The organism is Micromonospora olivasterospora, from assembly GCF_007830265.1.
GTDB classification, from domain to species: Bacteria; Actinomycetota; Actinomycetes; order Mycobacteriales; family Micromonosporaceae; genus Micromonospora; species Micromonospora olivasterospora.
The window spans coordinates 2,004,472-2,030,467 of record NZ_VLKE01000001.1; the positions used below are offsets into that span (position 1 = coordinate 2,004,472).

The window sequence follows — 25,996 nt, forward strand, 5'->3', positions numbered from 1 at the left end:
CGGTTCCCGATATCAACACTGGCCGTTCGGTGGAGGAGCCGCAGGTGAGGAACCGGGCGGAGTCCGGACACGTCCGACGGGCATGAGCCCCATCCGCGCGCACCTGGCCCCGATCGCCGCGCTGATCATGGCGCTGAGCGGGTGCTCGGCGGCCCAGCCCGGCCCGCCCACGCCACCACCCTCGACACCCGTGGCGTCACCCCGCGTCACCACCACCGGCAGCCCCGCCACGCCCAGCGCCGGGGCGCCCACCACGCCCGCCCCCGGTACACCATCGGCGAGCACGCCCGCGGACAGCCCCTCGACCGCCGCCGTCCGGGTGGTCCTCCGCCGCTCCGGCGGCATCGCCGGACAGCACCGGACGGTCACCGTGGAGCGGGACGGCCGGTGGACGGCCGTGGACCACACCGGTGCCCGGCGCAGCGGCCGGCTGGACGCGGCCGACCTCGACCGGCTACGGCGACTCGCCGCCGATCCCGGGCTGAGGAACGTTGCCAGCCCGAAGCCGGACGGCCACTGCGCCGACGCCTTCGCCTACCGGCTCACCGTCGGCGCGACCGTGGTGAACTGGCTCGACTGCCCGACCGCGGGCGCGCCGCCCCGGGCCGCGTCGGCGCTTGCCGGCCTCATCGAGGAGACCACCGGCTGACCCGCCACCGCCCCGGCCGGGACGGGCGCCGCACGCGGGACCGGCCGCCGATCGCACGAAGCGCACCGACGGCCGGAACGGAGGCGTGTCGCGTGCCCGGGGTCAGAGTCGCCGCACCAGCCGGAACCGCTCGGCGACCGCCAGCGTGTCGTCGTCCACCGTGAACTCCGGGTCGCCCACGTAGCCGCGGTAGTCGGGGCCGTGCCAGTACTCCTCGTGGCCCGCCCGCCAGGCGGCGACCGAGTCGCACCCCTCGCCCTCGTCCCGCGCGTGGTCGAGGTCGACGACACCGAGCCGGAGCACGCGTACGTCGGTCACCTCGATCACCGCGACCGGGCGGTCGGCGGAGTCGACCACCACCGAGCGGTCGCCGACCGCCGGCAGCGGCTCGCCGTCCCGCGCATAGTCGTCGAGCAGGCCGGTGGTGGACGTCTTGTCCCCGGAGAGCACGGCCGCGACCAACTGGTCGCGCAGCGGCCCCGGGAAGGCGAAATAGCACGTCGGCAGGTCGGGGGTGGCCGGCGTCGTCACGAGCGCACCCCAGTCCGCGTCCACCCGCTCGCACACCCGATATTCGTCACCTCGCACGGGTAGGGAGGCGCGATGGTGACCCGCGCCTCCCTGGACCCCTCGTTGCCGTGCCGCCGCCCGTCAGGCCCGCGAAAACATCTGGCCGATGCGGATCTTGTTGCCGAACGGGTCCCGGATGCCGAAGTCGATGCCGTACGGCCGCTCGGTCGGCTCGTCGTAGACGTCGACGCCCTTCGCCACCAGTTCCTCGTACGTCTTCTGGGCGTCGTCGGTGGTCATGAAGAGGTGGCCGCCCAGCGCGCCCTTCGTGAGCAGCTCGCGGACCTGCTCCGCGGTGGCCGGGTCGAGGGCCGGCGGGCCCGGCTTCTCCAGCAGGATCTCGCGCTCCGGGTCGCCGGGCAGGTTCACCGTGAGCCAGCGCATGAAGCCGAGGTCCGCGTCGGTGTTGACTTCCATGCCGAGCTTGCCGACGTAGAAGTCGAGGGCCTCGTCCTGGTCGAGCACGTAGATCTGGGAGCGGGAGATCGCGTTCATCGTCATGCCCTAAACGCTAGGACACCGCCCTGACCTGCCGCTTATCCAAAACTGCTCGGTCGCATCCACGCCTTCACGAAGCACGACGGCACGTTCGCCGGGACCTTGCGCCGGCGGTACTCCGTCGGGGACTCCCCGACGATCTGGCGGAACGTCCGGCTGAAGGTGCCGAGGCTGCTGAAGCCCACCGCGAAGCAGATGTCGGTGATGTCCCGGTCGGTCTGCGTCAGCAGGTACATGGCCCGCTCGACCCGGCGCCGCTGGAGGTAGCGGTGCGGGGTCTCGCCGAAGGTGGCGCGGAAGGTGCGGATGAAGTGCGCCTCGGAGACATGCGCGATCCGGGCCAGCGCGGGGATGTCCAGGGGTTCGGCGTACGCCCGGTCCATGGCGTCCCGGGCGCGCAGCATCGCGCGGTTGGACTCCTCGACCGCCCGGCTCATCCCGCTCCCGTCCGCCCCGCTTCTGCCCACACCACGCTACCGCCCGGCTCTCCGGCCACGGCGGCGCCTCACGATCACCTACCATGTGGCCCCATGCGCCCGCCATGGAGCAGCGGCTGCGGTCGATGCCGAGCGTCAAGGGGGTGACCCTCGAAGGCCGCGGCCGGCGCGGCGGGCGACCGCCCCGAGCCCGGCTCCTGTCGGCGTCGCCGTCACCCCGTCGGCTCGCGGCGTCGCCCGTCGCGGGCCGCCTGATGGAGTTGGAGCCCCCGGCCGGGATCGAACCGGCGACATCTCGCTTACAAGGCGAGTGCTCTGGCCAGCTGAGCTACAGGGGCGCGTCGTTCGTGGCCAGCATAAGCGACGCAGGCCGGAAGATCCGCCTCGGCAGGCCCTCCGAGCACGGAAAACGCCGTTTTGCCTACCCCTTGCCGGCCATTCGTCGCCCGTCCGGCCGATCGGCGCGGAGATTGATGCCCGGCTGTGCCTGACTGACCGGAATGCCCATGCCGTCCGTCCCACCCCATGCTCCCCGTCTTGGCAGGTCACGAAAAGCCGTTTACCGTGCAGTGACACGGACGACATCCGGCTGCCGTGAAGCTGCCCGGGCTGCCGTCCGATGACCGGCGTCACACGGCGCCGGTCGCTCCTTCACTCGGATCGTCCGGCACGTTCCTGCCGGTGAAAGGAAGCGCTCCAGCATGGCCACGGTCACCTACGCGAAGGCGTCCCGGATCTACGCGGGCACCGAGCGTCCCGCAGTCAACCAGCTCGACCTCCAGATCGGCGACGGGGAGTTCCTCGTCCTGGTCGGCCCCTCCGGTTGCGGCAAGTCCACCAGCCTGCGCATGCTCGCCGGTCTGGAGGACGTCGACGACGGCGCGATCTACATCGACGACCGGGACGTCACCCACCTGCCGCCGAAGGCCCGCGACATCGCGATGGTCTTCCAGAACTACGCCCTCTACCCGCACATGTCGGTGTACGAGAACATGGCGTTCGCCCTGAAGCTGCGCAAGACCCCCAAGGACGAGATCGACCGGCGGGTCAAGGAGGCGGCCGGCCTGCTCCAGCTCGAGGAGTTCCTCAACCGCAAGCCGAAGGCCCTCTCGGGCGGTCAGCGCCAGCGGGTCGCGATGGGCCGGGCGATCGTCCGCGAGCCGCAGGTCTTCCTCATGGACGAGCCGCTGTCGAACCTCGACGCCAAGCTCCGCGTGCAGACCCGTACCCAGATCGCGTCGCTCCAGGCCAAGCTGGGCATCACCACGGTCTACGTCACCCACGACCAGGTCGAGGCCATGACCATGGGGCACCGGGTGGCGGTCATGCTCGACGGCAACCTCCAGCAGGTGGACACCCCCCGGGCCCTCTACGACACCCCGGCCAACGTGTTCGTCGCCGGGTTCATGGGCTCCCCCGCCATGAACATCAAGACGGTGCCGCTGACCGAGAATGGCGCCGAGTTCGCCGAGATGAACATCCCGCTGACCCGCGAGCAGGCCGAGGCGGCCCGCGCCGAGGGCAGCGACGGCAAGGTGACCATCGGCTTCCGCCCGGAGGACTGCGACCTGGTCAGCCCGACCGAGGGCGGCATGCCGGTCGTGGTCGAGCTGGTCGAGGACCTGGGCTCGGACGCCAACATCTACGGCCACGCCGCGCTGGCGGGCCAGAACGAGCGGTTCGTGGTCCGCACCGACCGCCGCAGCATGCCGAACATGGGCGACACCGTGTTCGTCAAGCCGCGCGCCGACCGTACCCACGTCTTCCACGCCGGCACCGGCAACCGGATCTGACGTACGCGCGGAAAGGGGCGGCCCGCCGGCCGGCGGGCCGCCCCTTTCGCCGTTCCCGGGTGGCGCGGCCGGGTCACGCCTCCGCGGCGCGCCGGCGGGCCACCTCGGCGAGGGTGACGGCGGCGGCGACGCTGGCGTTGAGCGACTCCACGTCGGAGACCATCGGGATGCGCACGGTCAGGTCACAGGTCTCCCCGACCAGCCGGGACAGCCCGCGCCCCTCGGAGCCCACCACGACGACCAGCGGGCCCACCGCCGCCTCCAGGTCGTACAGGTCGGTGCCGCCGTCGGCGTCCAGCCCCACGACCGTGAAGCCGGCGTCCCGGCAGGCCTTCAGCGACCGGGTCAGGTTGGTGACCTGGGCGACGGGCACCCGCGCCGCCGCGCCGGCGCTGGTGCGCCAGGCGGTCGCCGTGATCCCGGCCGCCCGCCGCTCCGGTACGAAGACACCCTGCGCGCCGAAGGCGGCGGCGGACCGGATCACCGCGCCGAGGTTCCGCGGGTCGGTCACGCCGTCCAGCGCGACCAGCAGCGGGCAGGGGTGCTCCAGCGCCGCCGCCGCCATGTCCTCGAACGGCTCGTACGCGAACGGCGGCACCTGGAGGCCGATGCCCTGGTGCAGCACGCCGCCGGTCATTCGGTCCAGCTCGGCCCGGCTGACCTCCAGGATCGCGATGCCCCGGTCGGCCGCGGTGCGGACGATCTCGTTGACCCGGTCATCGATGCCGATACCCTGGGCGGTGTAGAGCGCGGTGGCCGGCACCTGGGCGCGCAGCGCCTCCAGCACCGGGTTGCGCCCGACCAGCAGCTCGGGGCTGTCCTTTGCCGGATTGGACCTGCGGCCAGGTGCGACGCGGGGACCCGTGCGGCCGGTCGGCTTGCCGCCCCGGCCAGCGGCGGCCCCACCCCGGCCAGCGGCGGGGCGCCCCGCCCGCCGCCCTTTCCCCAGGTGGTGTCCTTGCTGCCCGGCTGGCCGATCTTGGCCGCGCGCCCCTCCTCGGCCGCCGCCCGGCGCTCCTTTTCCTGCTTCCAGGCGGTGCGCTGGGGCAGCTTCTCGGTGCCCGAGTACGCCTTGTGCCAGGGCCGCTCGTCGGCCGGCAGCGTCTTGCCCCGGCCCGCGAGAGCGCCCCGGTTTTTGCCGCCGGAGCCCTTGGGGGCGCCCGCCTTCGGCGTCAGTCGCCGGCCACGGCGCTGCGAGTTGCCGGCCATCAGTCCTGCTCTCCAATAGTCCAACGGGGGCCCTGCGGGGTGTCCTCGACCACCACGCCCGCCTGCTTGAGCTGGTCGCGGACCGCGTCCGCGGCGGCCCAGTCCTTGCGGGCCCGGGCCTGCGCGCGCTGCTCCAGGGCGAGCGCGACCAGCGAGTCCACCACGTCCCGCAGGTCGCCGGCCCGGCCGCCGCCGGTCCATACGGCGTCGAGGGGGTCGACCCCGAGGATACCCAGCATCGCGCGAACGTCGGCGAGCGCGGTGCGGACGGTCACATCGTCGCCGGCGGTCAGGGCGGTGTTGCCGTCCCGGATCGTCTCGTGCAGCACGGCGAGCGCCGCCGAGGTGTTGAGGTCGTCGTCCATCGCGGCGACGAAGCCGGGCGGCAGCGTGCCGAGCTGACCGCCGCCGACCCGCTCGGCCGCCCGCTGCACGAACCCCTCGATGCGCCGGTACGCCACCGCGGCCTCGCGCAGCGCGTCCTCAGAGTAGTCGATGCGGGAGCGGTAGTGCGCGGCGGCGTAGTAGTAGCGCAGCTCCACCGGGCGCACCCCGAGCGAGTCGACGTACGCCAGGTCGAGGGCGTTGCCGAGGGACTTGCCCATCTTGGTGCCGGCGATGCTGAGCAAACCGTGGTGCACCCAGTAGCGGGCGAACGGCAGCCCGGCGGCCTGCGACTGGGCGATCTCGTTCTCGTGGTGCGGGAAGGTCAGGTCGAGCCCGCCGCCGTGGATGTCGAACTCCGCGCCCAGGTAGCGCCAGCACATCGCCGAGCACTCGATGTGCCAGCCGGGCCGCCCGCGCCCCCACGGCGACGGCCAGTACGCATCGGCCGGCTCGTCGGGCTTGACGCCCTTCCACAGCGCGAAGTCGCGCGGGTCGCGCTTGCCCCGCTCCGGGGTGTCGTCGGCCGGCTGCATGGCGTCCGGCGACTGACCCGACAGCGACCCGTACGCGGGCCAGGAGGCCACGTCGAAGTAGACGTCGCCGGAGCCGTCGGTGGCCGGGTAGGCGTGCCCGGTATCGATCAGCCTCGCGATCAGCTCGTGCATCTCCAGGATGTGCCCGGTGGCCCGCGGCTCGTACGTCGGCGGAAGCACGTTCAGCGCCCGGTACGAGGCGGCCAGCGCCTGCTCGTTGGCGTACGCGATCGACCAGAAGGGACGGCCCTGGTCCATCGCCCGGACCAGGATCTTGTCGTCGATGTCGGTGAGGTTGCGGATGAAGGTGACCTCGAAGCCCGAGGCCAGCAACCAGCGGCGCAGCACGTCGTAGTTGACACCGGAGCGAAGGTGACCGATGTGTGGGGGCGCCTGGAGGGTGAGGCCACACAGGTAGACCCCCACCTTGCCGGCTTCCCGCGGGACGAAGTCCCGCACCGATCGGGTGGCGGTGTCATACAGGCGTAGCGTCACCGTACAAGGGTAGCCGCCCGCGCTTGCCCGGGTCGCCCGGAGCCGGGCCGTGCGCCGCCCCCGCGGCGCGCCCGGGCCGGGGCGGCCGGGAAGTCGGAGTCGGGCCGTACGCTGCCCCTCGTGGACGAGGCGGGACGGCCGGACGCGACGGCGCGCGCGGGCGAGACGGCCCAGACCCTGGACCGTGGGCTGCGACTGCTGCACCTGGTCGCCGACGCGCCGGGCGGGCTCACCGTGACCGAGGCGGCGCACCGGCTGGGCATCGGCCGGGCCGCCGTGTACCGGTTGGCCGGCGCGCTGAGCGGGCACGGCATGGTGCGGCGGGACGCCGACGGTCGGCTGCGCCTCGGCGCGGGCGTGCTGCACCTGGCCCGGCGGGCCCAACCGCTGCTCGCCGAGGGGGCGCTGCCGGCGCTGCGCCGGCTGGCCGAGCAGGCCGGGGCGACCGCGCACCTGACCGTGGTGGAGGGCGGCGAGGGGGTCGCCCTGGCGGTGGTGGAGCCGAGCTGGACGTCGTTCCACGTCGCGTACCGGACGGGAACACGGCACCCGCTGGAGCGCGGGGCGGCCGGACGGGCGATCCTCGCCGGGCGGGCGGGCTCGGGCGGCCCGGTGAACACGACGGGCGAGCTGCAGCCTGGGGCGTACGGGGTGGCCGCGCCGGTGCTCGGCGTACCGGGACTGGAGGCGAGCGTCGGGGTGGTGGCGCTGGCGCCGCTGGACGTCGCCCAGGTAGGCGCCCTCGTGACCGCCGCCGCCACCGACATCGCCACCGCCCTCGCCTAGCCGACGCTCGCCACCGCCCTCGCCCTCGCCCTCGCCTAGCCGACGCTCGCAGCCGGCGCCGCATGTCGGCGACATCGCGGTATCCGGCCGCCCGGGTCAGCCCCACGTCGCCGACATCGCGTCGCCTCTACCACATCCGGCGCCGGTCGGGGTGGTTGTCCACAGGGAGGCGGCGAGGCGGTGCCGACGGTTGTCCACAGGGGTGTCGCGGTGGGTCGCGGGGCGGTGACGCTGTGGACATGCCCCCACAACCTCACCGACCCGGCGCGCTGGAGTGGCAGGTCTTCCGCGGCTCGGAGGCCGTCCGCTCCAGGCTGCTCACCCGGCACCAGCTCCGTGGCGCCTCCTGGCTGCGCGTGCGCCACGACGTGTACGCCGACGTCCGCCTGCGCCGCGATCATGGGCTGGCCTGTCGCGCCGCCACGCTGCGGCTGCCGCCCGAGGCGGTGCTCGCCGGCCCCTCGGCGGCCTACCTGCACGGCGTCGAGCACGCCGCGTCGTTCGCCGACGACGTGCACGTGCTCGTTTCGAGGTCGGCACGGGTCGACTCCCAGCCCGGCATCCGCGTCCACACGCTCGGCGCGGACCTCCCGATCCCGACGACCGCCGGCGCGGGCGCGGCAACCATCGCCGGCGCGGGCGCAGCAGCCGTCGTCGGCACGGGCGCAGCAGCCGTCGTCGGCGCGGGCGCGGCAACCGCCGGCACGGGCGCAGCAACCATCGCGGGCGCAGCAGCCGTCGTCGGCGCGGGCGCGGCAACCGCCGGCACGGGCGCAGCAACCATCGCGGGCGCGGGCGCAGCAGCCGTCGTCGGCGCGGGCGCGGCAACCGCCGGCACAGGCGCAGCAACCATCGCGGGCGCGGGCGCAGCAACCATCGCGGGCGCGGGCGCAGCAGCCATCGTCGGCGCGGGCGCGGCAACCGCCGGCACAGGCAACCCGTCGGCGGGCGTCGGCGCGAGCCCGGGTGGCCTGCCGGCCGAGCCGGATCCGGCACCGGACTGCCCCTGCATGGTCGCCGACGACGCCGACGGGTTGCCGCGAAGTCAGCCGGCACAGGCCGCCTGGGAGACGGCGGTGTGGCTGGAGCCCGTCCGGGCCGTGGCGATCGTCGACACCCTGCTCGGCAGGGGCCTGACGACCCGGGCCGCCCTGGCGGCGATCGCCGACCACAACGCGGACCGGCCGGGCGGGCGGCGCGCCCAGTGGGTGTTCGGGCTCGCCGACGCTGGTGCCCAGTCACCGCCGGAGTCGTACCTTCGGGTCCGGCTCGTCCTGGCGGGTCTGCCCCGCCCGGTCACCCAGCACCCGGTGCGGCTGGCGTCCGGCCTGGTCCTGCACCCCGACCTGGCGTGGCCCGGCCTTCGGGTCGCGGTCGAGTACGACGGGCACTGGCACGCCGACGCCGAGCAACTGCACCGCGACCGGCAGCGACTCAACCACCTCGTCGCGGCGGGCTGGGTGGTGCTGCACGTGACCAGCCGGCGGCTTCACCAGGATTTCCCGGCCGTGGTCCGCGAGGTGCGCGCCGCGCTGGTGGCCCGTGGCTGGCGGCGCTGACCCGACGGAGGGGCACCTCGGCGCCGCCACCGCACGGCTCGGATCGCCGGCACCCCGCCACATTCCCGACATGGCGCAGGCCGGGCCGCCCGGATACCGCCATGTCGCCGACATGGCGCGGACCGACGCACCCGAACCCCGCCACGTCGCCGACATCGCGCGGACCGCGCACCCGAACCCCGCCACGTCGCCGACGCAGGCCGCCCGACATCGCGCAGGCCAACGCACCCGGATACCGCCATGTCGCCGACATGGCGCGGACCGACGCACCCGAACCCCGCCACCGCCGACGCAGGCCACCCGACATCGCGCAGGCCACCGCACCCCGATACCGCCATGCGCCGACATCGCGCGGACCGACGCACCCGAACCCCGCCACGTCGCCGACATCGCGCGCTCGCCTCAGAGACCGTCGGGTAACCAGCTCCGAGCGTTCTGTTACGGGGAGACACGTCGATGCCAGGTGCTCGACAAATAGATCATCCCCGCCATGATCGCGTTGTGTGCGCAACTGCAACTGTGGCGGGGATGACGCCCGTTCATGCTATCCGTCGAGCTTGACCGATGCGATGTGGGCGATCCTCGCGCCCTTGATGCCGGTACGCGACCTGCGTAAAGGCGGCCGGCCGCGCAAGTGGGGAGATCGGCTGATCCTGGATTCGATCTTCTATGTGCTGCGGTCGGGCTGTCCGTGGCGGATGATGCCGCGGGATCTGGCGCCACCGGACGCGGCACATCGCTGGTTCACGACGTGGCGGAAGAACGGAACGTGGGACGCGATCCACGACGAGCTTCGCCGGCAGGTGCGGGTAGCGGCCGGTCGTGAGCCGGAGCCGACAGCGGCGGTGCTGGACGCCCAGTCCATCAAATCCAGTGAGGGCGGCGAATGCCGTGGGTTCGACATGGGCAAGAAGACCACCGGCCGCAAGCGGCACCTGGTCGTGGACACGATGGGGCTGATCCTGGTCGTGATGGTCACCTCCGCCTCGGTCAACGACCGTCCCGGTGGCCGGCGGATCCTGGCGCGGCTGGCCGAGGCGTTCACCACCATCGCCCTCGTGTGGGCCGACGGCGGCTACGCCAACAGCATCGACTCCACTCTGCTGACCTGGGCGAAAGAGCAGCTCGGCATCCTGGTGGAGATCGTCAAGCGCAACGACGACGTCAAGGGCTTCAAGGTCCTACCGCGCCGGTGGGTGGTAGAGAGGACGCTGGGTTGGCTGGTCCGTAACCGACGCCTGGCCCGGGACTACGAACGGCTGACCGTCAACTCAGAGGCCATGATCAAGGTAGCGATGATTCGACTCATGACGATACGCCTGGCCGGTCAAACGATCCGCTGGGCCAACGCCACCGAGCGCGAAGCCGCCCAACGCATCAACGTCGAGCGACTTCTCGCCACGTAGTCACCCGGTTACCCGACGGTCTCTCAGGCGGGGCGTGCGGGGCGGGCGGGGCGGGCGGGCGGGGCTGGCGGGGCGGGCGGGCGGGCGGGCGGCGCGGCGGCGCGCGGGCCGGGCGGGGCGGCGCGCGGGCGGGGCGGGCGGCGCGCGGGCGGGGCGGGCGGCGCGCTGGCGGGGCGGGGCGGGGCAGGGGACCGTCAGCGGTCAGCGGCGAGCGCGGGCTCGGCTGGGCGCTCGGCGAGCCGGCCGGCGGTCCGCGCCGCGCGCAACTCGTCGAGGCGGACCACGGCGACCCCCGCGACGATCAGCGCCCCGCCGAGCAGTTGCACGACGGCCGGCAGCTCGCCCAGCACGAGCCAGGCGATCAGCACCGCGAACATCACCTCGGCCAGCCCGACGAACGACGACAGTCGGGCGCCGAGGATCCGGGCGCCGGCGATGCCCGTCAGGTACGCGACCACGGCGGCGACCAGCGCCAGGCCGGCGATGGGGACCAGCCAGCTGGTGCGCTGCCCGGCGAAGGTGACGTCGCCGAAGGCGGCCCGCAGCGGCAGCACCCCGACCAGGCCGAGCAGGAGCAGGACGGCCGCGCCGACGGCCATGCCGGCGCTGGCCATTGTCACCGAGGGTAGTCCGTCGTCGAGCCGGCCGGCGATCACGAAGTATCCGGCCAGGCCGACGGCGGCGCCCAGCCCCCAGAGCACTCCGACCGGGTCGAGGCGGCCGGCGCCGGTCAGGTCCAGCACGAGGGCGAGCCCGGCGAGGGCCGCCGCCGAGCCGGCCACGGTGAGCCGGCGCGGTCGCTGGCCGTGGACCAGCCACGTCCAGCCGACCACCAGGACGATGCCCAGGTACTCCAGCAGCAGCGCCACCCCGACGGGAAGGTAGCGGACGGCGTTGAAGAAGCACGCCTGCGCCGCGGCGACGCCGAGCAGCCCGAAGACCCCGATCGGGAGGAGGTTGCGGCGCAGCACGCCCATCCGGCCGCGCACGGCGAGCACCGCCGGCAGCGCGAGCACCAGGGCGGCGATGCCGACGCGGGCGACGACGGCGGCCTCCGCCGACCAGCCCGCCTCGATCAGCGACCGGGCGAAGGTGCCCGAGGTGGCGAACGTGACGGCCGACAGCAACGCCAGGCCGAGACCTGCGCCGGCGGCGGGTCGTGGACGCATCGGCTCTCCTCGGGGTACGTCACAAGCAAAGTATCCTTATGCTGATGACGCTAGGCCGGCCGAGTGACAGGAGTCAAGTTGCTCTTCGCTCATGACACCGAGTGCGGGCTGATCGCGGCCGCCGCCCTCGTCAACACCGCGAGCGCCCAGGGAGACGGGCTGCCGGACGTGGCCGCCCTGGACGCGTTCGTCACCGCGCAGGGCTGGACCGGCCGGCACGAGCAGACCGAGGCGGAGCTGCGGTCCGTCCGGGAACTGCGGCCCCGGCTGCGCCGGGTCTGGTACGCCGACACCGACGAGATCGTGACCATCGTCAACGCCCTGCTCCACGAGGCCGGGGCGCTGCCGCAACTGATCCGGCACGACGACGAGCCGTACCATCTGCACGCCGTGCCGAGGGACGCGCCGCTGGCCACCCGGATGGCGGTCGAGGCCGCGATGGCCCTGGCCGACCTCGTACGCAGCGGCGAGCTGAGCCGACTGCGCCGCTGCGCCCACCCGCACTGTGACAACGTGCTGGTCGACCTGTCGAAGAACCGGTCCCGGCGGTTCTGCGACACCGGCTGCGGCAACCGTGCCGCCGTCACCGCCTACCGCGCCCGCAAGGCCGCCGCGCGCTCCTGACCGGGCACCGGCGACAACGCCCGCTCTACCGGCCCGGGTCGCCGGCCCTCCACTCCGCGCGCAGGAGCTCGTACTCGACCTCACCGTGCTCCGTGCCCGGGATCGGGTCGTCCCAGTCGAGATGGAACGTGCGCACATTCCGTAGGCCCGCCTTCTCCATCACCCGGCGGGACGCGGCGTTGGCCGCCATCGTCTCCGCCCAGACCCGCCGCAGGCCGAGGGTGGCGAACGCGTACCGGACCAGCGCCACCGAGCCCTCCGTGGCCAGGCCCCTGCCCCACGCCGCCCGGCGCAGCCGGTAGCCCAGCTCGGCCTGCGTACCGTCGCCGTCGGCCGGCGCGTCGAGGGCGAACCAGCCGACGAAGTCCCCGCCCGCCCGGTCGACGGCCGCCCAGCGGCCCAGCCCGGGGTGGCGGTCGTAGCCGCTCAGCAGCCGGGGCAGCACCTCGTCCCGGACCGCCTCGGCCGGGGTCGGCCGGCCGCCGGTCAGGAACCGCATGACCGCCGGGTCCGAGTCGAGCTCGACCAGGGCGTCGGCGTCCGTCGGGGCGAACCGGCGCAGCCGCAGCCGGTCGGTCTCCAGCAGCACGGTCGCACCGGCGCCGGGGCCGGCGGTGCCTACGATGTCAGCCACGGCGTGGATCATCCTGGCGCCCGGCCTGGCGGTCGAGCGGTTATCGGCACCGGCAGCGGCCGGCGGAGACGTTCCGGGCCCTACGCACGTCGGGCCAGGTGCCGGACACGCCCTCTCCGGCTCGGTCAGGGGTGGGTCATCCGGAGCAGGTCGAGCGCCTCGTCCAGCTGATCGGCGCTGAGCTTGCCGTTCGCGACGTGGCCCCGCTCGATCACCACGTCCCGGATCGCCGCCTCCCTGGCCAGCGCCTCCTTCGCGATCGAGGCGGCCTCGTCGTACCCGAGGTAACGGTTGAGGGGGGTGACGATCGACGGCGAGCCCTCGGCGTACGCCAGGCAGACGTCCGCGTTCGCGACCAGGCCGGCCACGCAGCGGTCGGCGAGCAGGCGGCTCGACGCGGCCAGCAGCTTGATCGACTCCAGCAGGTTGCGGGCCATCACCGGGAGCATGACGTTCAGCTCGAAGTCACCCTGCGACCCGGCGAAGCCGACCGCCGCGTCGTTGCCGACGACCTGGGCGCAGACCTGCCGGACGGCCTCGGCGACGACCGGGTTCACCTTGCCGGGCATGATCGACGAGCCGGGCTGGAGGTCGGGGATGCGCAGCTCGCGCAGGCCTGCCCGGGGGCCGGAGCCCATCCAGCGAATGTCGTTGGCGATCTTGTACAGGCCGACCGCGATGGTGCGCAGCTGCCCGGAGGCCTCCACCAGCGCGTCCCGGGCGCCCTGCGCCTCGAAGTGGTTGCGCGCCTCGGTCAGCGGCAGCCCGGTGGACTCGCGCAGTCGGGCGATGACCGCCGCGGCGAAGCCGATCGGGGTGTTGATGCCGGTGCCCACGGCCGTCCCGCCCAACGGCAGCTCGGCCAGCCGGGGCAGGGTCGCCTCCAGCCGCTCGACGCCGTAGCGGACCTGGGCGGCGTACCCGCCGAACTCCTGGCCGAGGGTGACCGGCGTGGCGTCCATGAGGTGGGTACGTCCCGCCTTGACCACAGTCTCGAACTCGGCCGACTTTTCCTCCAGCGCCCCGGCCAGGTGCTTCAGGGAGGGGATCAGGTCCTCCACCACGAACTGCGTCGCGGCCAGGTGGATCGAGGACGGGAAGACGTCGTTGCTGGACTGCGAGGCGTTGACGTCGTCGTTCGGGTGCACGTCCCGGCCCAGCTCACGGCTGGCCAGCGTCGCGATCACCTCGTTGGCGTTCATGTTGGACGAGGTGCCCGAGCCGGTCTGGAAGACGTCGATCGGGAACTGGTCGTCGTAACCGCCGGCGGCCACGTGCGCGGCGGCGGCGGCGATCGCGGCGGCGACGTCCGCGTCGATCACGCCCAGCTCGCCGTTGACCAGCGCCGCCGCGCCCTTGATCTGGGCGAGGGCCTTGATCTGCGCCGGCTCGATCCCTCGACCCGAGATCGGGAAGTTCTGCACCGCGCGCTGGCTCTGCGCCCGCCACAGCGCCTCGGCGGGCACCTCCACCTCGCCCATCGAGTCGCGTTCGATCCGGTAGCCCGTCGCCTCTGGAGTCGTCACGCGTACCATCCTGCCCCGCCCGCGGCCGGCCCGCAGATGATCGCGGGACGCCGAAAAATCGACGAACGCAAAGGTCGAGAAAGTTAAGATCGCAGAACTCTTGACCACCGGACCGGAGGAATCAGAACTTGACGTACACAAACGGGGGTAACCGCGGCCGGCGCACGCCCGCGCCACGCCGCGTCCTGGCCACGGGCCTCGCCGCCCTGCTGACCACCGCGGGGGCGCTCGCCGTCGCCGCGTCGCCCGCCGCGGCCGGTCCGGTGCGGTGGGTGCCGCCGAGCAGCGTGAGCTACGCGGATGCCAGGCAGCCAAACGTCGCCTTCCCCGCCGCCACGGACGTCCCGGTCGGGACGTGGGAGGCGGACGGGGTGAAGACGACCCTCCGGGCCTACTTCACGTTCGACCTGACGCCCTACCGAGGCAGGCAGGTCATCAGCGCCGAGTTCTTGGCCGCCGAGGGCGCGGTCGCCGACTGCGACAAGCCGCGCGAGTTGGAGCTGTGGCGTACGGACCCGCCCGCCGCGACCCCGCCTGGAACAGTGCACCCGCGTTGCGCGAGAAGCTCGGGAACCTCGGGCCGGCGGCGCCCTGCTCGGCCGGACGCCTGGAGCTGGCGGTGACCGACGTCGTACGGCAGGCGGTCGCCGACGGGGCGGGACTCGCTCACCCTGATGGCCCGGATCGAGGGCGACCACGAGGAGAGCAAGCACTACGGGCGGCGGCTCTCGACGTTCGGCGTCTCGCTGCTGACCAACGCCGCCCCCGACGTGCCTGCCAGCGTGAGCATCGAGAGCCGCCCGTGCACGGACGGGCAGGCGATCTCCACCGCCACGCCGACCCTCTCCACCTGGCTCACGGACCCGGACGCGGACCCGGCGTCGGCGGAACTGGTGGCGGCCACCTTCGCCTGGTGGCCCGTCGACCGGCCCACCGAACGGACCGAGTCGACGTCCTCGAAGGAGGCGGCTCCCACGGTCTTCTCGTACCGGTTCCCCGACGGCTCGCTGGTCGACGGCGACCGCCGGGTACGGCGAGCCGCGGACACTGACCTTCTCCCCTCGGATGGAGAACGTGGTCGAGTACACGTACCGGCTGAACGGCGGGCCGGAGCAGACCGTGGCGGCGGCGGCCGACGGCACGGCCACCGTCACGGTCACCTCGACCCAGGTGCCCGCCGGCACGCCCGGCACGTTCGTCTTCGGGCCGGGGATGCCCGGGGTGACGGAGCACGTCTACTCGTTCGACGGCCGTCCCGCGCAGACGGTCGCGGCGGGCGCCGACGGCGCGGCGGCGGTGACCTACACGCCGACGACCGCGGGGCTGCACCGGGTCACCGTCTACTCGCGGACCGGCGACGGGACGGTGTCGGAGACCTTCAGCGGCACGTACCTCGCCGCCCGGGCCGCCTGACAGGTCACCGGGACGCACGACTGAGCGGCGGGCCGGCCGGGGCCGCACCTCCGGCCGGCCCGCCGTCGCGTCTCAGCGGCGGCCGACGGTGAGCACCGGCTTGGTGACCTCGGCGAAGAAGTCGTTGCCCTTGTCGTCGACGACGATGAAGGCCGGGAAGTCCTCCACCTCGATCTTCCAGACCGCCTCCATGCCCAGCTCCGGGTATTCCAGGACCTCGACGTGCTTGATGCAGTCCTGGGCCAGCCGCGCGGCGGGGCCACCGATGGAGCCGAGGTAGAAGCCGCCGTACTGCTGGCAGGCGCGGGTGACCTGGGCCGACCGGTTGCCCTTGGCCAGCATCACCATCGAGCCGCCGGCGGCCTGGAACTTCTCCACGTAGGCGTCCATCCGGCCGGCGGTGGTGGGGCCGAACGAGCCGGAGGCGTACCCCTCGGGGGTCTTCGCCGGGCCGGCGTAGTAGACGGCGTGGTCGCGCAGGTACTGCGGCATCGGCTCGCCCGCGTCCAGCCGCTCGGCGATTTTGGCGTGGGCGATGTCCCGGGCCACGACCAGCGGGCCGGTCAGGGACAGCCGGGTCTTCACCGGGTACTTGGACAGCTCGGCGCGGATCTCGTCCATCGGCCGGTTCAGGTCGACCCGGACGACCTCGGACGCGTCGAGCTGCGCCTCGGTGACGTCGGGCAGGTACCGCGCCGGGTCGGTTTCGAGGCGTTCCAGCCACACGCCCGACGGGGTGATCTTCGCAACCGCCTGCCGGTCCGCCGAGCAGGAGACGGCGATCGCCACCGGGCAGGACGCGCCGTGCCGGGGCAGCCGGACCACCCGCACGTCGTGGCAAAAGTAACGGCCGCCGAACTGCGCCCCGATGCCGAAGTCGCGGGTCAGCTCCAGCACCTCGGCCTCCAGCTCCAGGTCCCGGAAGCCGTGGGCGGTCATCGAGCCGGAGGTGGGCAGCGCGTCCAGGTACTTGGCGGAGGCGTACTTGGCGGTCTTCAGCGCGTACTCGGCCGAGGTGCCGCCGATGACGATGGCCAGGTGGTATGGCGGGCAGGCCGACGTGCCGATCAGCCGCAGCTTCTCCTCCAGGAACTGCATCATCCGCGTCGGGTTCAGCAGCGCCTTGGTCTCCTGGTAGAGGTACGACTTGTTCGCCGAGCCGCCGCCCTTGGCCATGAAGAGGAACTTGTACGCGTCCGGGTGCCCGTCCGGGTCCTCGGCGTAGATCTCCACCTGCGCGGGCAGGTTGCTGCCGGTGTTCCGCTCCTCCCACATGGTCAGCGGGGCGAGCTGCGAGTATCGCAGGTTCAGCCGCGTGTACGCCTGCCAGACGCCGCGCGAGATCGCCTCGGCGTCGCCGCCGTCGGTCAGCACGTGCCGCCCGCGCTTGCCCATCACGATGGCGGTGCCGGTGTCCTGGCACATCGGCAGCACCCCGCCGGCCGCGATGTTCGCGTTGCGCAGCAGGTCGAGGGCGACGAACCGGTCGTTCGGCGAGGCCGCCGGGTCGTCGATGATCGCCCGGAGCTGGGCCAGGTGGGCCGGGCGGAGGAAGTGGGCGATGTCGTGCATCGCCTCGGCGGTCAGCGCGGTCAGTGCGGCCGGCTCCACCGTGAGGAACCGGCGACCCCCCGGGCCGTTGACGACGTCGACGCCCTCGTCGGTGATCAGCCGATACTCGGTCTGGTCCGGGCCGGTCGGCAGCAAGGGGGCGTAGGAGAACGCGGCGGCACTGCTCATGAGCGGAAAGCCTAGGGCAGGCCGGTCGATCGTTGGCACCCACCGGGCGCGTCGTGGGACCACGCTCTCACCCCACCGCGCCCGCCACGCGTGCCGCACCGGGGCTCAGCCGTCCTTGCCCCGCTCCGGGCACAGCTCCCGCTTCGGCCCGCACGCGCCGCCGTCGTCGTCCGGGGCGCCGCCGGTGCTGCCCGGGCCGGGGCCACCAGGGGCGCCGGAGTCGCCGGCCGGCGGTTGCGCCGGCCCGGCCGCTCCCGCGCCGAAGCGGACGTACCCGATCTCGCGGCCCTCTCCGATGATCATGCCCGCGGGGCCGACGGCCAGGGCGTTCGCCGAGGTCCGCAGCACCACCAGCTCCCTTCCGGTACGCGGGTCCAGCGCCACCAGCCGGTTCGGCTTCTCGTCGGTCAGCACCGCCGCGTACGGGGTGAGCGCCGCGCCGCTCTTCCCGCCGGCGGGGCGGGTCCACCGGGTCCGGTCGGCGCCGAGCTCCCGGGCCAGGATCGAGCGCCGGTCGGCGGACCGGACCAGCGCGTACCGGTCGTCGACCGCGATCAGCCGTTCGCCCTCGGCGTTGACCTGGAGCAGCCGGCCGTCGTACCCGTCGAGCACCGCCTCCCGGCCGTTCGACCCGACGCCGACGAGCACGTTCCGCGCGCCCTGCGGGTCCTCCCGCTGTGCGCAGCCGGCGCTGTCGGCGGTGCGCAGGTTGATCCCGGTGCGCCGCCACACCTGCCTGCCGTTGGTCGGGTCGTGGGCAGTGAGGGTGAACTGGCACGCGCCGTCCTCGGACACCGCCCGGATGCGCAGCATCCGGCCGCCGACGACCGCCAGGCGCTCGTCCCGGCCCGGCTCGACGTCCTGGAGCACCCGGCCGGTCGCCGTGTCCACGACGTGCACCCGGCCGTCCACGGGGAAGCCGAGCAGCGGGGGCACCGACTCGGGGCCGGCCGCGCCGCCGTCGATCCGGGAGGCGGTGAGCCGGCGGGTGCCGAGCAGGCCCGGGTTGTCGGCGAAGAGGCCGGTGCTGACGCCGGGCAGGAACGCCGTCCACCGCGGCGACGTGCCGCGCGGATCCCAGGCGCGCAGGGTGCAGTCGGTCGCCGCGACGCAGCGGGCGTCGAGCAGCAGGTTCCGGTACGTCCAGACGCCCACCGCGTCGTCGTCGCGGCGGCGCACCGCCCCGGTGGCGGGGTCGAGCAGCTCGTACCCCTTGCTCAGGAGCTTGCCCACGGCGACGACCGGGTCGCCGTCGCCGCCGGCCACGGCGGACCAGTCGGCCTTGCGGTCCCAGAGCTGTACGCCGGTGGCGAGGCTGCGCGCCTCCACCCGGGTGCGCTGCTCGACGATGACCGTGTTGCCGGCGATGGTGACGCTCTTCGGGGTGCCGCCGATCCGCTGCTGCCAGACCACGTCCGGCTCGGAGATGGGCGTGCTCCGGTTGACCCGGTCCCAGATGCCGGGCCACGGGTTCCACACTCCGGCGGCCGCGAGGACGATCACCGTGACGAGGCCGAGCAGCAGCCAGCCACGCACGCCGAAGCCCCTCCGGTTCACACGGGACACGGTAACGACGATCACCAGCGTCCCGGGCGCCCCGGCGGCCGTGTCGCGGCGCTTTCTCCGCGCGGCGTCGTGTTGATAGGGGTCGCTGCGCCACCGGAGGCGTCGGGAAGGGCCTTGCTCAGCCGGTGGCGGCGGAGCGGGCCAGAGGCAGGACGCGGTACGGGATCTGCTCGGCGAGGGCGATGATCGTCGAGGCCCGGCGGATGCCCTCGTACGAGACGATCTGGTCGATCACCCGCTGCAGGTCGGTGTTCGAGCGGGCCACGATGCGGCAGAGCAGATCGCTGGAGCCGGTGATGGTATGCGCCTCCAGCACCTCCGGGATCGCCGCGAGGTGCCGGGTGACCTGGTCGTGACCGTGCCGCTGGCTGATCTCCAGCGTGACGAAGCTGGTCACCCCGAAGCCGATCGCGGCGGGCGAGACGTCCGGCCCGAACCCGGCGATCACGCCCCGGTCGACGAGCTTGTCGAGCCGGGCCTGGACGGTGCCGCGGGCCACCCCGAGCCGCCGCGAGCACTCCAGCACCCCGATCCGAGGCTCCTCGGCGAGCAACGTGAGGAGTCGTGCATCAAGGTCATCGAGCTGTACAGTTTGTACGGCATTCATGGGTGGGCACGGTACCGAATGCGCAACCTGACCAGCAAACAGGCCAACTGTTGCCCAACCCGCCGGGGGCGGCGATTCTCGCCACATCAGCAACCCACGGCGGCCCGCGCGGCCGGCCGGTACGCAAGGGAGGCCACCGTGACCCAGGCGATCGACCGACCCCAGTCGACCGAGGACGTCGACGTCGACCGGCTCGTCGGTGCCGTCGACCACGACATCAGCCGCGACCCGTTCCCCGTCAGGGGCCTCGACCACATCCGTTTCCTGGTCGGCAACGCCAAGCAGGCGGCGCACTACTACTCCACCGCGTTCGGCATGACCTGCGTGGCGTACCGGGGGCCCGAGCAGGGCTACCGCGACCACGCCGAGTACGTGCTGACCAGCGGTTCGACCCGGTTCGTGCTGACCGGCGCGGTCCGCCCCGACGCCCCGGGCGCCGAACACGTCACGAAGCACAGCGACGGTGTCTCCGACATCGCGCTGGAGGTGCCCGACGTCGACGCGGCGTACGCGCACGCCACCGCGCAGGGCGCGACCGGCCTGGTCCAGCCGCACGACGTCACCGACGGGCACGGCACCGTCCGGGTGGCGGCCATCGCCACGTACGGCGACACCCGGCACACCCTGGTCGACCGCTCCCGCTACCCGGGCCCGTTCCTGCCCGGCTTCGTCGCCCGCGGCCCGATCGTGGACCGGCAGCCGATGATCGACGCCGGCCTCCAGCCCAAGCGCTTCTTCCAGGCGGTCGACCACGTCGTCGGCAACGTCGAGCTCGGCCGGATGGACGAGTGGGTGGAGTTCTACAAGCGGGTCATGGGCTTCACCAACATGGCGGAGTTCATCGGCGACGACATCGCCACCGACTACTCGGCCCTGATGAGCAAGGTCGTCGCGAACGGCACCCGCCGGGTGAAGTTCCCGCTCAACGAGCCGGCGATCGCCCGCAAGAAGTCGCAGATCGACGAGTACCTGGAGTTCTACCAGGGCCCGGGCGCCCAGCACATCGCCGTGGCGACCAACGACATCCTGGCCAGCGTCGACGCGATGCGGGCCGCCGGCGTCGAGTTCCTGGACACCCCGGACTCGTACTACGACGACCCGGAGCTGCGCGCCCGGATCGGCAACGTGCGGGTGCCGATCGAGGAGCTGAAGTCCCGCAAGATCCTGGTCGACCGGGACGAGGACGGCTACCTGCTCCAGATCTTCACCAAGCCGGTGCAGGACCGCCCGACGGTCTTCTTCGAGCTGATCGAGCGGCACGGCTCGCTCGGCTTCGGCAAGGGCAACTTCAAGGCCCTGTTCGAGGCCATCGAGCGCGAGCAGGACAAGCGCGGAAACCTGTAACACTGTCGGGCGTGACGCACCCTCCGACGTACCCGACGCCGCCGGCCGGTGGGCAGCCGCCCGCCGGCCCCACCCCCCTGCGGCACGCCGTGCCCGCGCAGCACGCCCCCTCGCCGTACGCCGGGACGCCGGCCCACCCCTCGCCCCCGCCCGGGTACCCGCCGCACCCCGGGTGGGTCCCTCCGCCGCTCGCGCCGAACGGCCAGCCGCTGGCGAGCTTCGCCGACCGGTTGTTGGCGCTGCTCGTCGACGCCGCGATCATCGTGGCGGTCTCCATGGTCGTCGTTCTGCCGGCGGCGTTCGCCTTCACCCTGTGGATGATGAGCGGCCTGACCGCGAGCGCGGCGGACGGCAGATACATCACGCCGGACCTCTTCGGGGACTTCCTGCTCCCGTTGCTCGCGTTGGAGGCCGGGATCTTCCTGTTCACCCTCGGCGTCACCTACGTCTTCCACGTGGAGATGATGTTCAAGACCGGCCAGACGGTGGGCAAGCGGATGATGAAGCTCCGCGTGGTGCCCCTCGACCCGGCCCTGCCGCTCGGGCGGAAGGCCGCCGCCAAGCGCTGGCTCGCCCACCAGGTCGGCGGATCGTTCATTCCCGGCTTCAGCTACGTCGACGGGCTCTGGCAACTGTGGGACAAGCCCTGGCAGCAGTGCCTCCACGACAAGTTCGCCCGCACCGTCGTCGTTAAGGTTGCTCCGTGAGTGTGCAGCCAGGCTGGTACGTCGACCCCGCCGACCCGGAGACCAGGCGGTACTGGGACGGTGAGGGCTGGATCGGCGCGCCGATCCCGGTCGACGCCACCCCGCCGGAGGGGCCACCCCCGGTCGAGCCTCCTCCACCCCCGGTGGTCAGCCCGGCCGCCCCGGCGGGGCAGCCCACCGCCCCGCCCCGCCGGCCGGCCCGTTCCCCGGCCCGCAGCCGGGCCCTCCGCCCGGCCCCGGCGCGCACCCCGGCCCCGGGTACGGGCCGCCGGCCGGGTACGGGCAGCAGGGGCCGCCGCCCGGGTACGGCCACCCGCAGGGGCCGCCGCCCGGCTGGCCGTACCCCACCTGGCCGGTGCGCCCGCCGCAGCCGCGCCCGCACGGGCTGCCGCTGGCCGGCTACGGCGCCCGGCTGGTCGCCCGACTGATCGATCTCGGCGTCGTGTTCCTGCTCAACGTGGTGGTCAACGGCTGGTTCGTCTGGCGGTACGTGGAGGAGTTCACGCCGTACTTCCGCGAGGTGTTCCGCCGGGGGCTCGCCAACAACCCGTCCACCGAGGGGCTGCCCCAGCCCGGCGAGCAGGCCGGCGGCCTCCAGGTCGCCATCCTGCTCATCGCCACCGCGCTCTGGTTCGCGTACGAGGTGCCGGCGATGGCGGGCAACGGGCAGACCCTCGGCAAGCGGCTGATGGGCATCCGGGCCGTGCCGGTGGAGGCCGACCAGCCGCTCGGCTTCGGCCGGGCGCTACGCCGGTGGAGCACCCTGGGCCTGCCCACCCTGCTCTGGTACTGCTGTGGCCTCGGCCTGCTGCTCCAGCTCGTGGACGCGGCGTCGCCGCTGTTCGACCAGCCGCTGCGCCAGGCGCTGCACGACAAGCGCGCGCAGACGGTCGTGGTGCGGCTCCCCCACGCTCCCGGTGCCGGCACCGGCACCGCCACCCCGCACGACCCCGCCAACCCTCCGGGAGACACCCCATGACCGACACCGGACGCCACGAGCCGCCGCTGCGGCTGACCCGCGCCGACCTCGACGCCCTGCCGAACTACGTCCCCGGGCGCAGCCCGGCGGACCTGGCCCGCGAGCTGGGGCTGCCCGAGGCGATCAAGCTGGCCAGCAACGAGGTGCCGTACGGCCCGCTGCCCGGGGTGGTGGAGGCGGTCGCCGAGGCCGTCACCGCGTCGCACCGCTACCCCGACATGGGCGTGGTCGCGCTCCGGGAGGCGCTCGCCGAGCGGTACGGCGTCGACGCCGGCCGGATCGCCACGGGCTGCGGGTCCGTGGCGCTGGCCGAGCACCTGGTCCGGGCGACGTGCCTGCCCGGCGACGAGCTGCTCTACTCGTGGCGCTCCTTCGAGGCGTACCCGATCATCGCGGCGACCAGTGGCGCGACCAGCGTGCGGGTGCCCAACGACGCCGGGCACGGGCACGACCTCGCGGCGATGGCCGCCGCCGTGACCGACCGGACCCGGATGATCCTGGTCTGCAACCCGAACAACCCGACCGGCACGGCGCTGCGCCGGGCGGAGCTGGACCGCTTCCTCGACACGGTGCCGGACGACGTCCTGGTGGTGATCGACGAGGCGTACCGGGAGTTCGTCACCGACCCGGAGGTGCCGGACGGCCTGACCTACTCCGACCGGCCGAACGTCGCCGTGCTGCGCACCCTGTCCAAGGCGTGGGGGCTGGCGGGCCTGCGGATCGGCTGGCTGGTCGCCGCCCCCGAGGTGGCCGCCGCCGTGCGCAAGGTGGTCACCCCGTTCTCCACCAGCATGGCCGCCCAGGCCGGGGCGCTCGCCGCGCTGGCGCAGGCCGACGAGGTGCAGCGCCGCTGCGCGCTGGTGGTCGCCGAGCGGGACCGGGTCACGGACGCGCTGCGCAAGCTCGTCCCGGACGTGCCGTCCAGCCAGGCGAACTTCGTCTGGCTGCCGCTGGGCGAGCGGGCCGTCGAGTTCGGCCGGGCGTGCGAGGCGCGCGGCGTGATCGTGCGGCCGTTCCCCGGAGACGGCGTCCGGGTCACCATCGGCACGCCGGCCGAGAACGACGCCTTCCTCGCCGCCGCCGAGTCCGCCCTGGCATGAGAGGGGGGCCTCTTCCTGACGCCTGGCGTTGCGAAGGGGCCCCTCTCGACGGCCCTCACGCCGCCGGCATGGCGGCCCGGAGCCGGGTGCGCCGGCGGTACGCGTACGCGCCGAACAGGGCCAGCACCAGGCCGGACGCGACGAACCCCCCGGTGAGCGCCTGGGACGACGGGTCCGCCCCGCCGGCGACGACCGGCGCCCCGCCGAAGGTGACCGTGCCGGAGGTGCTGCGCTTCGTCCAGCCGCTGGCCAGGTCGAGCTTCGCCGCCCAGGGGCCGTCGGGCAGCCGGCGGTCCAGCGGCACCCGCACGGTGGTGGCGTCGCCCGGGGCGAGCGTGCTCGCCTCGGCCCGCACCGGCCCGACCGACAGCCCGCCGGGCCCGTCGGAGAGCCACAGCTCGCCGGCCAGGTCCAGGGCGCGCCGCCCGGTGTTGCGCACCTCGGCGCTGACCACCGGGGAGCCGTCGGCGTCCCGGCTGCCGCCGAGCGGCCCGATGTCGAAGCTCGACGGCGGCTCGCCGCCCGGCCCGACCGACAGGTAGACCCGGACGCCGGCGCGGCCGACCTGGCGCACGCTCTGCCCGTCGACGCCGGCCATCTCCGCCCAGACGACCGCGTACCGCTCGCCCGCGGAGGCCCGCTCCGGCACGGCGATCGTCACCGGGAGCACCGCCTCCTCGTCCGGCGCCGGCTCCACCTCGGCGCGGTCGACGCGGATCCAGCTGCTCAGCTCGTTCTCCGTGCGCCCGGGGGGCAAAGGTGAAGCCGTCCCCGGTCACCTCGGCCGCCGCCGCGTACACGGCGATCCTCCGGCGGATCTCCGAGGCGTTCTTGACCACGATGCGCCGCTTGATCGTCGTACCCGGGTGGACGTGGTCGACGACGTACTTGTGCGCCCGGCTGTCGTCCCTGCGGTCCAGCGGGGCGTCGAGCAGCCGAACGCCGACCGTGGCGGCCGGGCCGCTCGGCTGGGCGCTCGGCGTCCCGCTCGGGGCGGGCGTGGGCCGCTTCCCGTCCCGGCGGATCTCTGTGACGTCGGACCGCGCGGGCAGGGCGAGGCCGGCCGCCGGTGCGGGGCCGGGAGCCACCGCGCCGAGAGCGGCCGGCGCGGGGCCGGCCGCCCGCGCGGGATCGGCAGGCGCCGGCACCCCGGCCGCGACCACCACGGTCGCGGCCAGGGCGCGGGCGAGGGCCCGGTCACGCCACCGAATGGGTGATCACCCCCGTGTACGTGCCGCCGACCGCGCCGGCCGGGATCGTGACGATCAGGGTCGGGTTCCACGTCGCGGTGTTGTTGCCGCTGCCGGATGTCTTGGAGAAGGCGGTCCGGGGGACGTTGAGCGTCACGGCGCTGCCGGCGGTGGGCTGGCCCGGCACGAAGGTACCGGTGCCGGTGGTGGCGACGGCCGGGCCCGACCAGTACGACACCAGGTTCGGCAGGATCGTCTCGGGCCCCGTGCCGCCGCCGGTGGTGAACGACGTGCTGCTCACGGTGGTGACCCAGGTGGCCGACAACGCCGCCCGGCTGTCGGTGACCGTGACGTTGCCGAGTTGACCGCTGTCCGTCGAGCCGGAGAAGTTGGCCCCGAGGTTGACCGACGCGGGGACGCTGATGTCCAGGTTCGCGGTGGAGACGGTGAAGGTGACGACGGTGTCGCCGGAGGGCGCGGCGGCTGCGGGCGACGCCACGGCGAGCACGGCGGCTCCGGCGACCAGGGCAAGAAGTGGCTTCCTCATGACCACGACCCTAGAAACACATTCCTCCCTCGAATCAGGCAAAAGGCCCAAATCATCCCTTTAGGCGACGGAGTGGGTGATGGTGCCCCGGTAGGTGCCCGCGACGATGCCGGACGGGACGGCGATCCGCAGGGTGGGAGCCCAGCTCACGGTGTTGTTCCCGTTCCCCGCGGTCTTGCTGAACGCCACCCGGGCGGCGTCGAGGGGGACCGCCTGCGCCGAGGTGGGCTGCCCCGGCACGAGGGTGCCGCCTCCCGTGCTCCGCACCGCCTGCCCGGACCAGTACGACACCTGACCGTTCGCGATGGTGCGACCCGCACCCCCCGCGCCGGTGACGAAGGCGGTCGCGGTGACGGTGGTGACCCAGGTGTTGGGATTGACCGGCCCGCGGAAGTCCTCCACCGTGACCGTGCCGAGACTCCCGTTGAGGACACCCCCGGTGAAGGCGGAGCCGAGGCTGACGGACGCCGGCACGGTGATGTTCACCCCCTCGGTCCGGGCCAGCACCGTGGCCGGACGGCCGGCCAC

Annotated in this window: 24 protein-coding genes, 1 tRNA gene and 3 pseudogenes; 12 read left to right on the plus strand and 16 right to left on the minus strand. The window is 73.6% G+C overall.

Annotated elements, in window-relative coordinates; translation table 11 throughout:
- The first annotated feature begins 82 nt into the window (after window positions 1-82).
- Window positions 83-649, plus strand: a complete 567-nt coding sequence (locus tag JD77_RS09170; RefSeq protein ID WP_145773897.1) for an RAD23 family protein — start codon at window positions 83-85, stop codon at window positions 647-649.
- A gap of 102 nt (window positions 650-751) precedes the next feature.
- Here the strand turns inward: JD77_RS09170 and JD77_RS09175 are convergent, their stop codons facing one another.
- From JD77_RS09175 to JD77_RS09190, 4 genes are all read right to left on the minus strand, one after another.
- Complete coding sequence (locus tag JD77_RS09175; RefSeq protein WP_145777493.1) at window positions 752-1,180, minus strand: ASCH domain-containing protein; 429 nt, start codon at window positions 1,178-1,180, stop codon at window positions 752-754.
- Window positions 1,181-1,300: 120 nt separating this feature from the next.
- A complete protein-coding gene (locus JD77_RS09180) occupies window positions 1,301-1,720 on the minus strand; it encodes a VOC family protein (RefSeq protein ID WP_145773898.1) in 420 nt (139 codons plus the stop codon).
- A gap of 35 nt (window positions 1,721-1,755) precedes the next feature.
- Entirely contained in the window at window positions 1,756-2,154 is a 399-nt protein-coding gene (locus tag JD77_RS09185) for a helix-turn-helix domain-containing protein (RefSeq protein WP_145773899.1), read from the minus strand.
- A gap of 261 nt (window positions 2,155-2,415) precedes the next feature.
- Window positions 2,416-2,492 (minus strand) — tRNA-Thr (locus JD77_RS09190).
- 363 nt (window positions 2,493-2,855) lie between these two features.
- Between JD77_RS09190 and JD77_RS09195 the strand changes: the two genes are divergently transcribed.
- Window positions 2,856-3,947 carry an ABC transporter ATP-binding protein gene (locus JD77_RS09195; protein WP_145773900.1) on the plus strand — a complete coding sequence of 364 codons (1,092 nt, stop codon included), beginning with the start codon at window positions 2,856-2,858 and terminating at the stop codon, window positions 3,945-3,947.
- A 73-nt stretch (window positions 3,948-4,020) separates the two neighbouring features.
- On the opposite strand, the pseudogene rlmB reads toward JD77_RS09195, so the two are convergent.
- Window positions 4,021-5,156, minus strand: a pseudogene (rlmB, locus tag JD77_RS09200) (23S rRNA (guanosine(2251)-2'-O)-methyltransferase RlmB).
- Window positions 5,156-6,571 (minus strand): cysteine--tRNA ligase, encoded by a 1,416-nt coding sequence (cysS, locus tag JD77_RS09205; protein WP_145773901.1) that lies wholly within the window; start codon window positions 6,569-6,571, stop codon window positions 5,156-5,158. Before cysS ends, rlmB begins: the two are co-directional and overlap by 1 nt.
- Before the next feature lie 120 nt (window positions 6,572-6,691).
- Here cysS and JD77_RS09210 point away from each other — a divergent pair, with 120 nt between their 5' ends.
- The 3 genes and pseudogenes from JD77_RS09210 to JD77_RS09220 form a co-directional block, all read left to right on the plus strand.
- On the plus strand, window positions 6,692-7,357 hold the full coding sequence (locus JD77_RS09210) for an IclR family transcriptional regulator (RefSeq protein WP_145773902.1): 666 nt from the start codon (window positions 6,692-6,694) through the stop codon (window positions 7,355-7,357).
- A gap of 239 nt (window positions 7,358-7,596) precedes the next feature.
- Window positions 7,597-8,916 carry a DUF559 domain-containing protein gene (locus JD77_RS09215; protein ID WP_145773903.1) on the plus strand — a complete coding sequence of 440 codons (1,320 nt, stop codon included), beginning with the start codon at window positions 7,597-7,599 and terminating at the stop codon, window positions 8,914-8,916.
- A gap of 503 nt (window positions 8,917-9,419) precedes the next feature.
- Window positions 9,420-10,241 (plus strand): annotated as a pseudogene (locus tag JD77_RS09220) (IS5 family transposase); the annotation flags it as partial.
- Window positions 10,242-10,516: 275 nt separating this feature from the next.
- Here the strand turns inward: JD77_RS09220 and JD77_RS09225 are convergent.
- Entirely contained in the window at window positions 10,517-11,491 is a 975-nt protein-coding gene (locus tag JD77_RS09225; RefSeq protein WP_145773904.1) for an EamA family transporter, read from the minus strand.
- Window positions 11,492-11,569: 78 nt separating this feature from the next.
- Here JD77_RS09225 and JD77_RS09230 point away from each other — a divergent pair, with 78 nt between their 5' ends.
- Window positions 11,570-12,115, plus strand: coding sequence for a CGNR zinc finger domain-containing protein (locus tag JD77_RS09230; RefSeq protein WP_145773905.1), 546 nt, complete (start codon window positions 11,570-11,572; stop codon window positions 12,113-12,115).
- Between the two features lie 25 nt (window positions 12,116-12,140).
- Here the strand turns inward: JD77_RS09230 and JD77_RS09235 are convergent, their stop codons facing one another.
- Both JD77_RS09235 and JD77_RS09240 read right to left on the minus strand, forming a co-directional pair.
- Window positions 12,141-12,749, minus strand: a complete 609-nt coding sequence (locus JD77_RS09235) for a GNAT family N-acetyltransferase (RefSeq protein WP_246140583.1) — start codon at window positions 12,747-12,749, stop codon at window positions 12,141-12,143.
- A 125-nt stretch (window positions 12,750-12,874) separates the two neighbouring features.
- Window positions 12,875-14,284 (minus strand): class II fumarate hydratase, encoded by a 1,410-nt coding sequence (locus JD77_RS09240; RefSeq protein WP_211372520.1) that lies wholly within the window; start codon window positions 14,282-14,284, stop codon window positions 12,875-12,877.
- Between the two features lie 119 nt (window positions 14,285-14,403).
- Between JD77_RS09240 and JD77_RS09245 the strand changes: the two genes are divergently transcribed.
- Window positions 14,404-14,898, plus strand: a complete 495-nt coding sequence (locus JD77_RS09245) for a hypothetical protein (protein WP_145773908.1) — start codon at window positions 14,404-14,406, stop codon at window positions 14,896-14,898.
- Window positions 14,899-14,987: 89 nt separating this feature from the next.
- On the opposite strand, the gene JD77_RS09250 is transcribed toward JD77_RS09245, so the two are convergent.
- Window positions 14,988-15,323, minus strand: a complete 336-nt coding sequence (locus JD77_RS09250) for a hypothetical protein (protein ID WP_145773909.1) — start codon at window positions 15,321-15,323, stop codon at window positions 14,988-14,990.
- A gap of 17 nt (window positions 15,324-15,340) precedes the next feature.
- Between JD77_RS09250 and JD77_RS09255 the strand changes: the two genes are divergently transcribed.
- Window positions 15,341-15,688, plus strand: a complete 348-nt coding sequence (locus JD77_RS09255; RefSeq protein WP_145773910.1) for a hypothetical protein — start codon at window positions 15,341-15,343, stop codon at window positions 15,686-15,688.
- A 72-nt stretch (window positions 15,689-15,760) separates the two neighbouring features.
- Here JD77_RS09255 and JD77_RS09260 read toward each other — a convergent pair whose 3' ends face one another.
- The 3 genes from JD77_RS09260 to JD77_RS09270 form a co-directional block, all read right to left on the minus strand.
- A complete protein-coding gene (locus JD77_RS09260; protein WP_145773911.1) occupies window positions 15,761-17,428 on the minus strand; it encodes a fumarate hydratase in 1,668 nt (555 codons plus the stop codon).
- A gap of 105 nt (window positions 17,429-17,533) precedes the next feature.
- Window positions 17,534-18,994, minus strand: coding sequence for an outer membrane protein assembly factor BamB family protein (locus JD77_RS09265; RefSeq protein WP_387228747.1), 1,461 nt, complete (start codon window positions 18,992-18,994; stop codon window positions 17,534-17,536).
- Between the two features lie 118 nt (window positions 18,995-19,112).
- On the minus strand, window positions 19,113-19,601 hold the full coding sequence (locus JD77_RS09270) for an Lrp/AsnC family transcriptional regulator (RefSeq protein ID WP_145773912.1): 489 nt from the start codon (window positions 19,599-19,601) through the stop codon (window positions 19,113-19,115).
- Between the two features lie 138 nt (window positions 19,602-19,739).
- Between JD77_RS09270 and hppD the strand changes: the two genes are divergently transcribed.
- The 4 genes and pseudogenes from hppD (at window position 19,740) to hisC (ending at window position 23,731) form a co-directional block, all read left to right on the plus strand.
- A complete protein-coding gene (gene hppD / locus JD77_RS09275; RefSeq protein ID WP_145773913.1) occupies window positions 19,740-20,945 on the plus strand; it encodes a 4-hydroxyphenylpyruvate dioxygenase in 1,206 nt (401 codons plus the stop codon).
- 11 nt (window positions 20,946-20,956) lie between these two features.
- Window positions 20,957-21,652, plus strand: coding sequence for an RDD family protein (locus tag JD77_RS09280; protein ID WP_145773914.1), 696 nt, complete (start codon window positions 20,957-20,959; stop codon window positions 21,650-21,652).
- A pseudogene (locus JD77_RS09285) lies at window positions 21,649-22,631 on the plus strand (RDD family protein). Before JD77_RS09280 ends, JD77_RS09285 begins: the two are co-directional and overlap by 4 nt.
- A complete protein-coding gene (hisC, locus tag JD77_RS09290) occupies window positions 22,628-23,731 on the plus strand; it encodes a histidinol-phosphate transaminase (RefSeq protein ID WP_145773915.1) in 1,104 nt (367 codons plus the stop codon). The pseudogene JD77_RS09285 and the gene hisC overlap by 4 nt, the downstream one beginning before the upstream one ends.
- Before the next feature lie 55 nt (window positions 23,732-23,786).
- Here the strand turns inward: hisC and JD77_RS09295 are convergent, their stop codons facing one another.
- The 3 genes from JD77_RS09295 to JD77_RS09305 all read right to left on the minus strand — a co-directional run bounded on the left by JD77_RS09295 (window position 23,787) and on the right by JD77_RS09305 (window position 25,996).
- Window positions 23,787-24,488, minus strand: coding sequence for a COG1361 family protein (locus tag JD77_RS09295; protein WP_145773916.1), 702 nt, complete (start codon window positions 24,486-24,488; stop codon window positions 23,787-23,789).
- 440 nt (window positions 24,489-24,928) lie between these two features.
- Entirely contained in the window at window positions 24,929-25,468 is a 540-nt protein-coding gene (locus JD77_RS09300; RefSeq protein ID WP_145773917.1) for a hypothetical protein, read from the minus strand.
- Between the two features lie 60 nt (window positions 25,469-25,528).
- On the minus strand, window positions 25,529-25,996 hold the full coding sequence (locus tag JD77_RS09305; protein ID WP_145773918.1) for a hypothetical protein: 468 nt from the start codon (window positions 25,994-25,996) through the stop codon (window positions 25,529-25,531).

Excerpts from the sequence above, each read along its gene's own strand:
- JD77_RS09195 (WP_145773900.1), top strand. The coding sequence starts at position 2,856 with ATGGCCACGGTCACCTACGCGAAGGCGTCCCGGATCTACGCGGGCACC.
- JD77_RS09240 (WP_211372520.1), bottom strand. The coding sequence starts at position 14,284 with ATGGTACGCGTGACGACTCCAGAGGCGACGGGCTACCGGATCGAACGC.
- JD77_RS09255 (WP_145773910.1), top strand. The coding sequence starts at position 15,341 with ATGGAGAACGTGGTCGAGTACACGTACCGGCTGAACGGCGGGCCGGAG.
- JD77_RS09225 (WP_145773904.1), bottom strand. The coding sequence starts at position 11,491 with ATGCGTCCACGACCCGCCGCCGGCGCAGGTCTCGGCCTGGCGTTGCTG.
- hisC (WP_145773915.1), top strand. The coding sequence starts at position 22,628 with ATGACCGACACCGGACGCCACGAGCCGCCGCTGCGGCTGACCCGCGCC.
- JD77_RS09300 (WP_145773917.1), bottom strand. The coding sequence starts at position 25,468 with ATGAGGAAGCCACTTCTTGCCCTGGTCGCCGGAGCCGCCGTGCTCGCC.
- JD77_RS09215 (WP_145773903.1), top strand. The coding sequence starts at position 7,597 with ATGCCCCCACAACCTCACCGACCCGGCGCGCTGGAGTGGCAGGTCTTC.
- JD77_RS09270 (WP_145773912.1), bottom strand. The coding sequence starts at position 19,601 with ATGAATGCCGTACAAACTGTACAGCTCGATGACCTTGATGCACGACTC.
- JD77_RS09170 (WP_145773897.1), top strand. The coding sequence starts at position 83 with ATGAGCCCCATCCGCGCGCACCTGGCCCCGATCGCCGCGCTGATCATG.
- JD77_RS09180 (WP_145773898.1), bottom strand. The coding sequence starts at position 1,720 with ATGACGATGAACGCGATCTCCCGCTCCCAGATCTACGTGCTCGACCAG.
- JD77_RS09260 (WP_145773911.1), bottom strand. The coding sequence starts at position 17,428 with ATGAGCAGTGCCGCCGCGTTCTCCTACGCCCCCTTGCTGCCGACCGGC.
- JD77_RS09185 (WP_145773899.1), bottom strand. The coding sequence starts at position 2,154 with ATGAGCCGGGCGGTCGAGGAGTCCAACCGCGCGATGCTGCGCGCCCGG.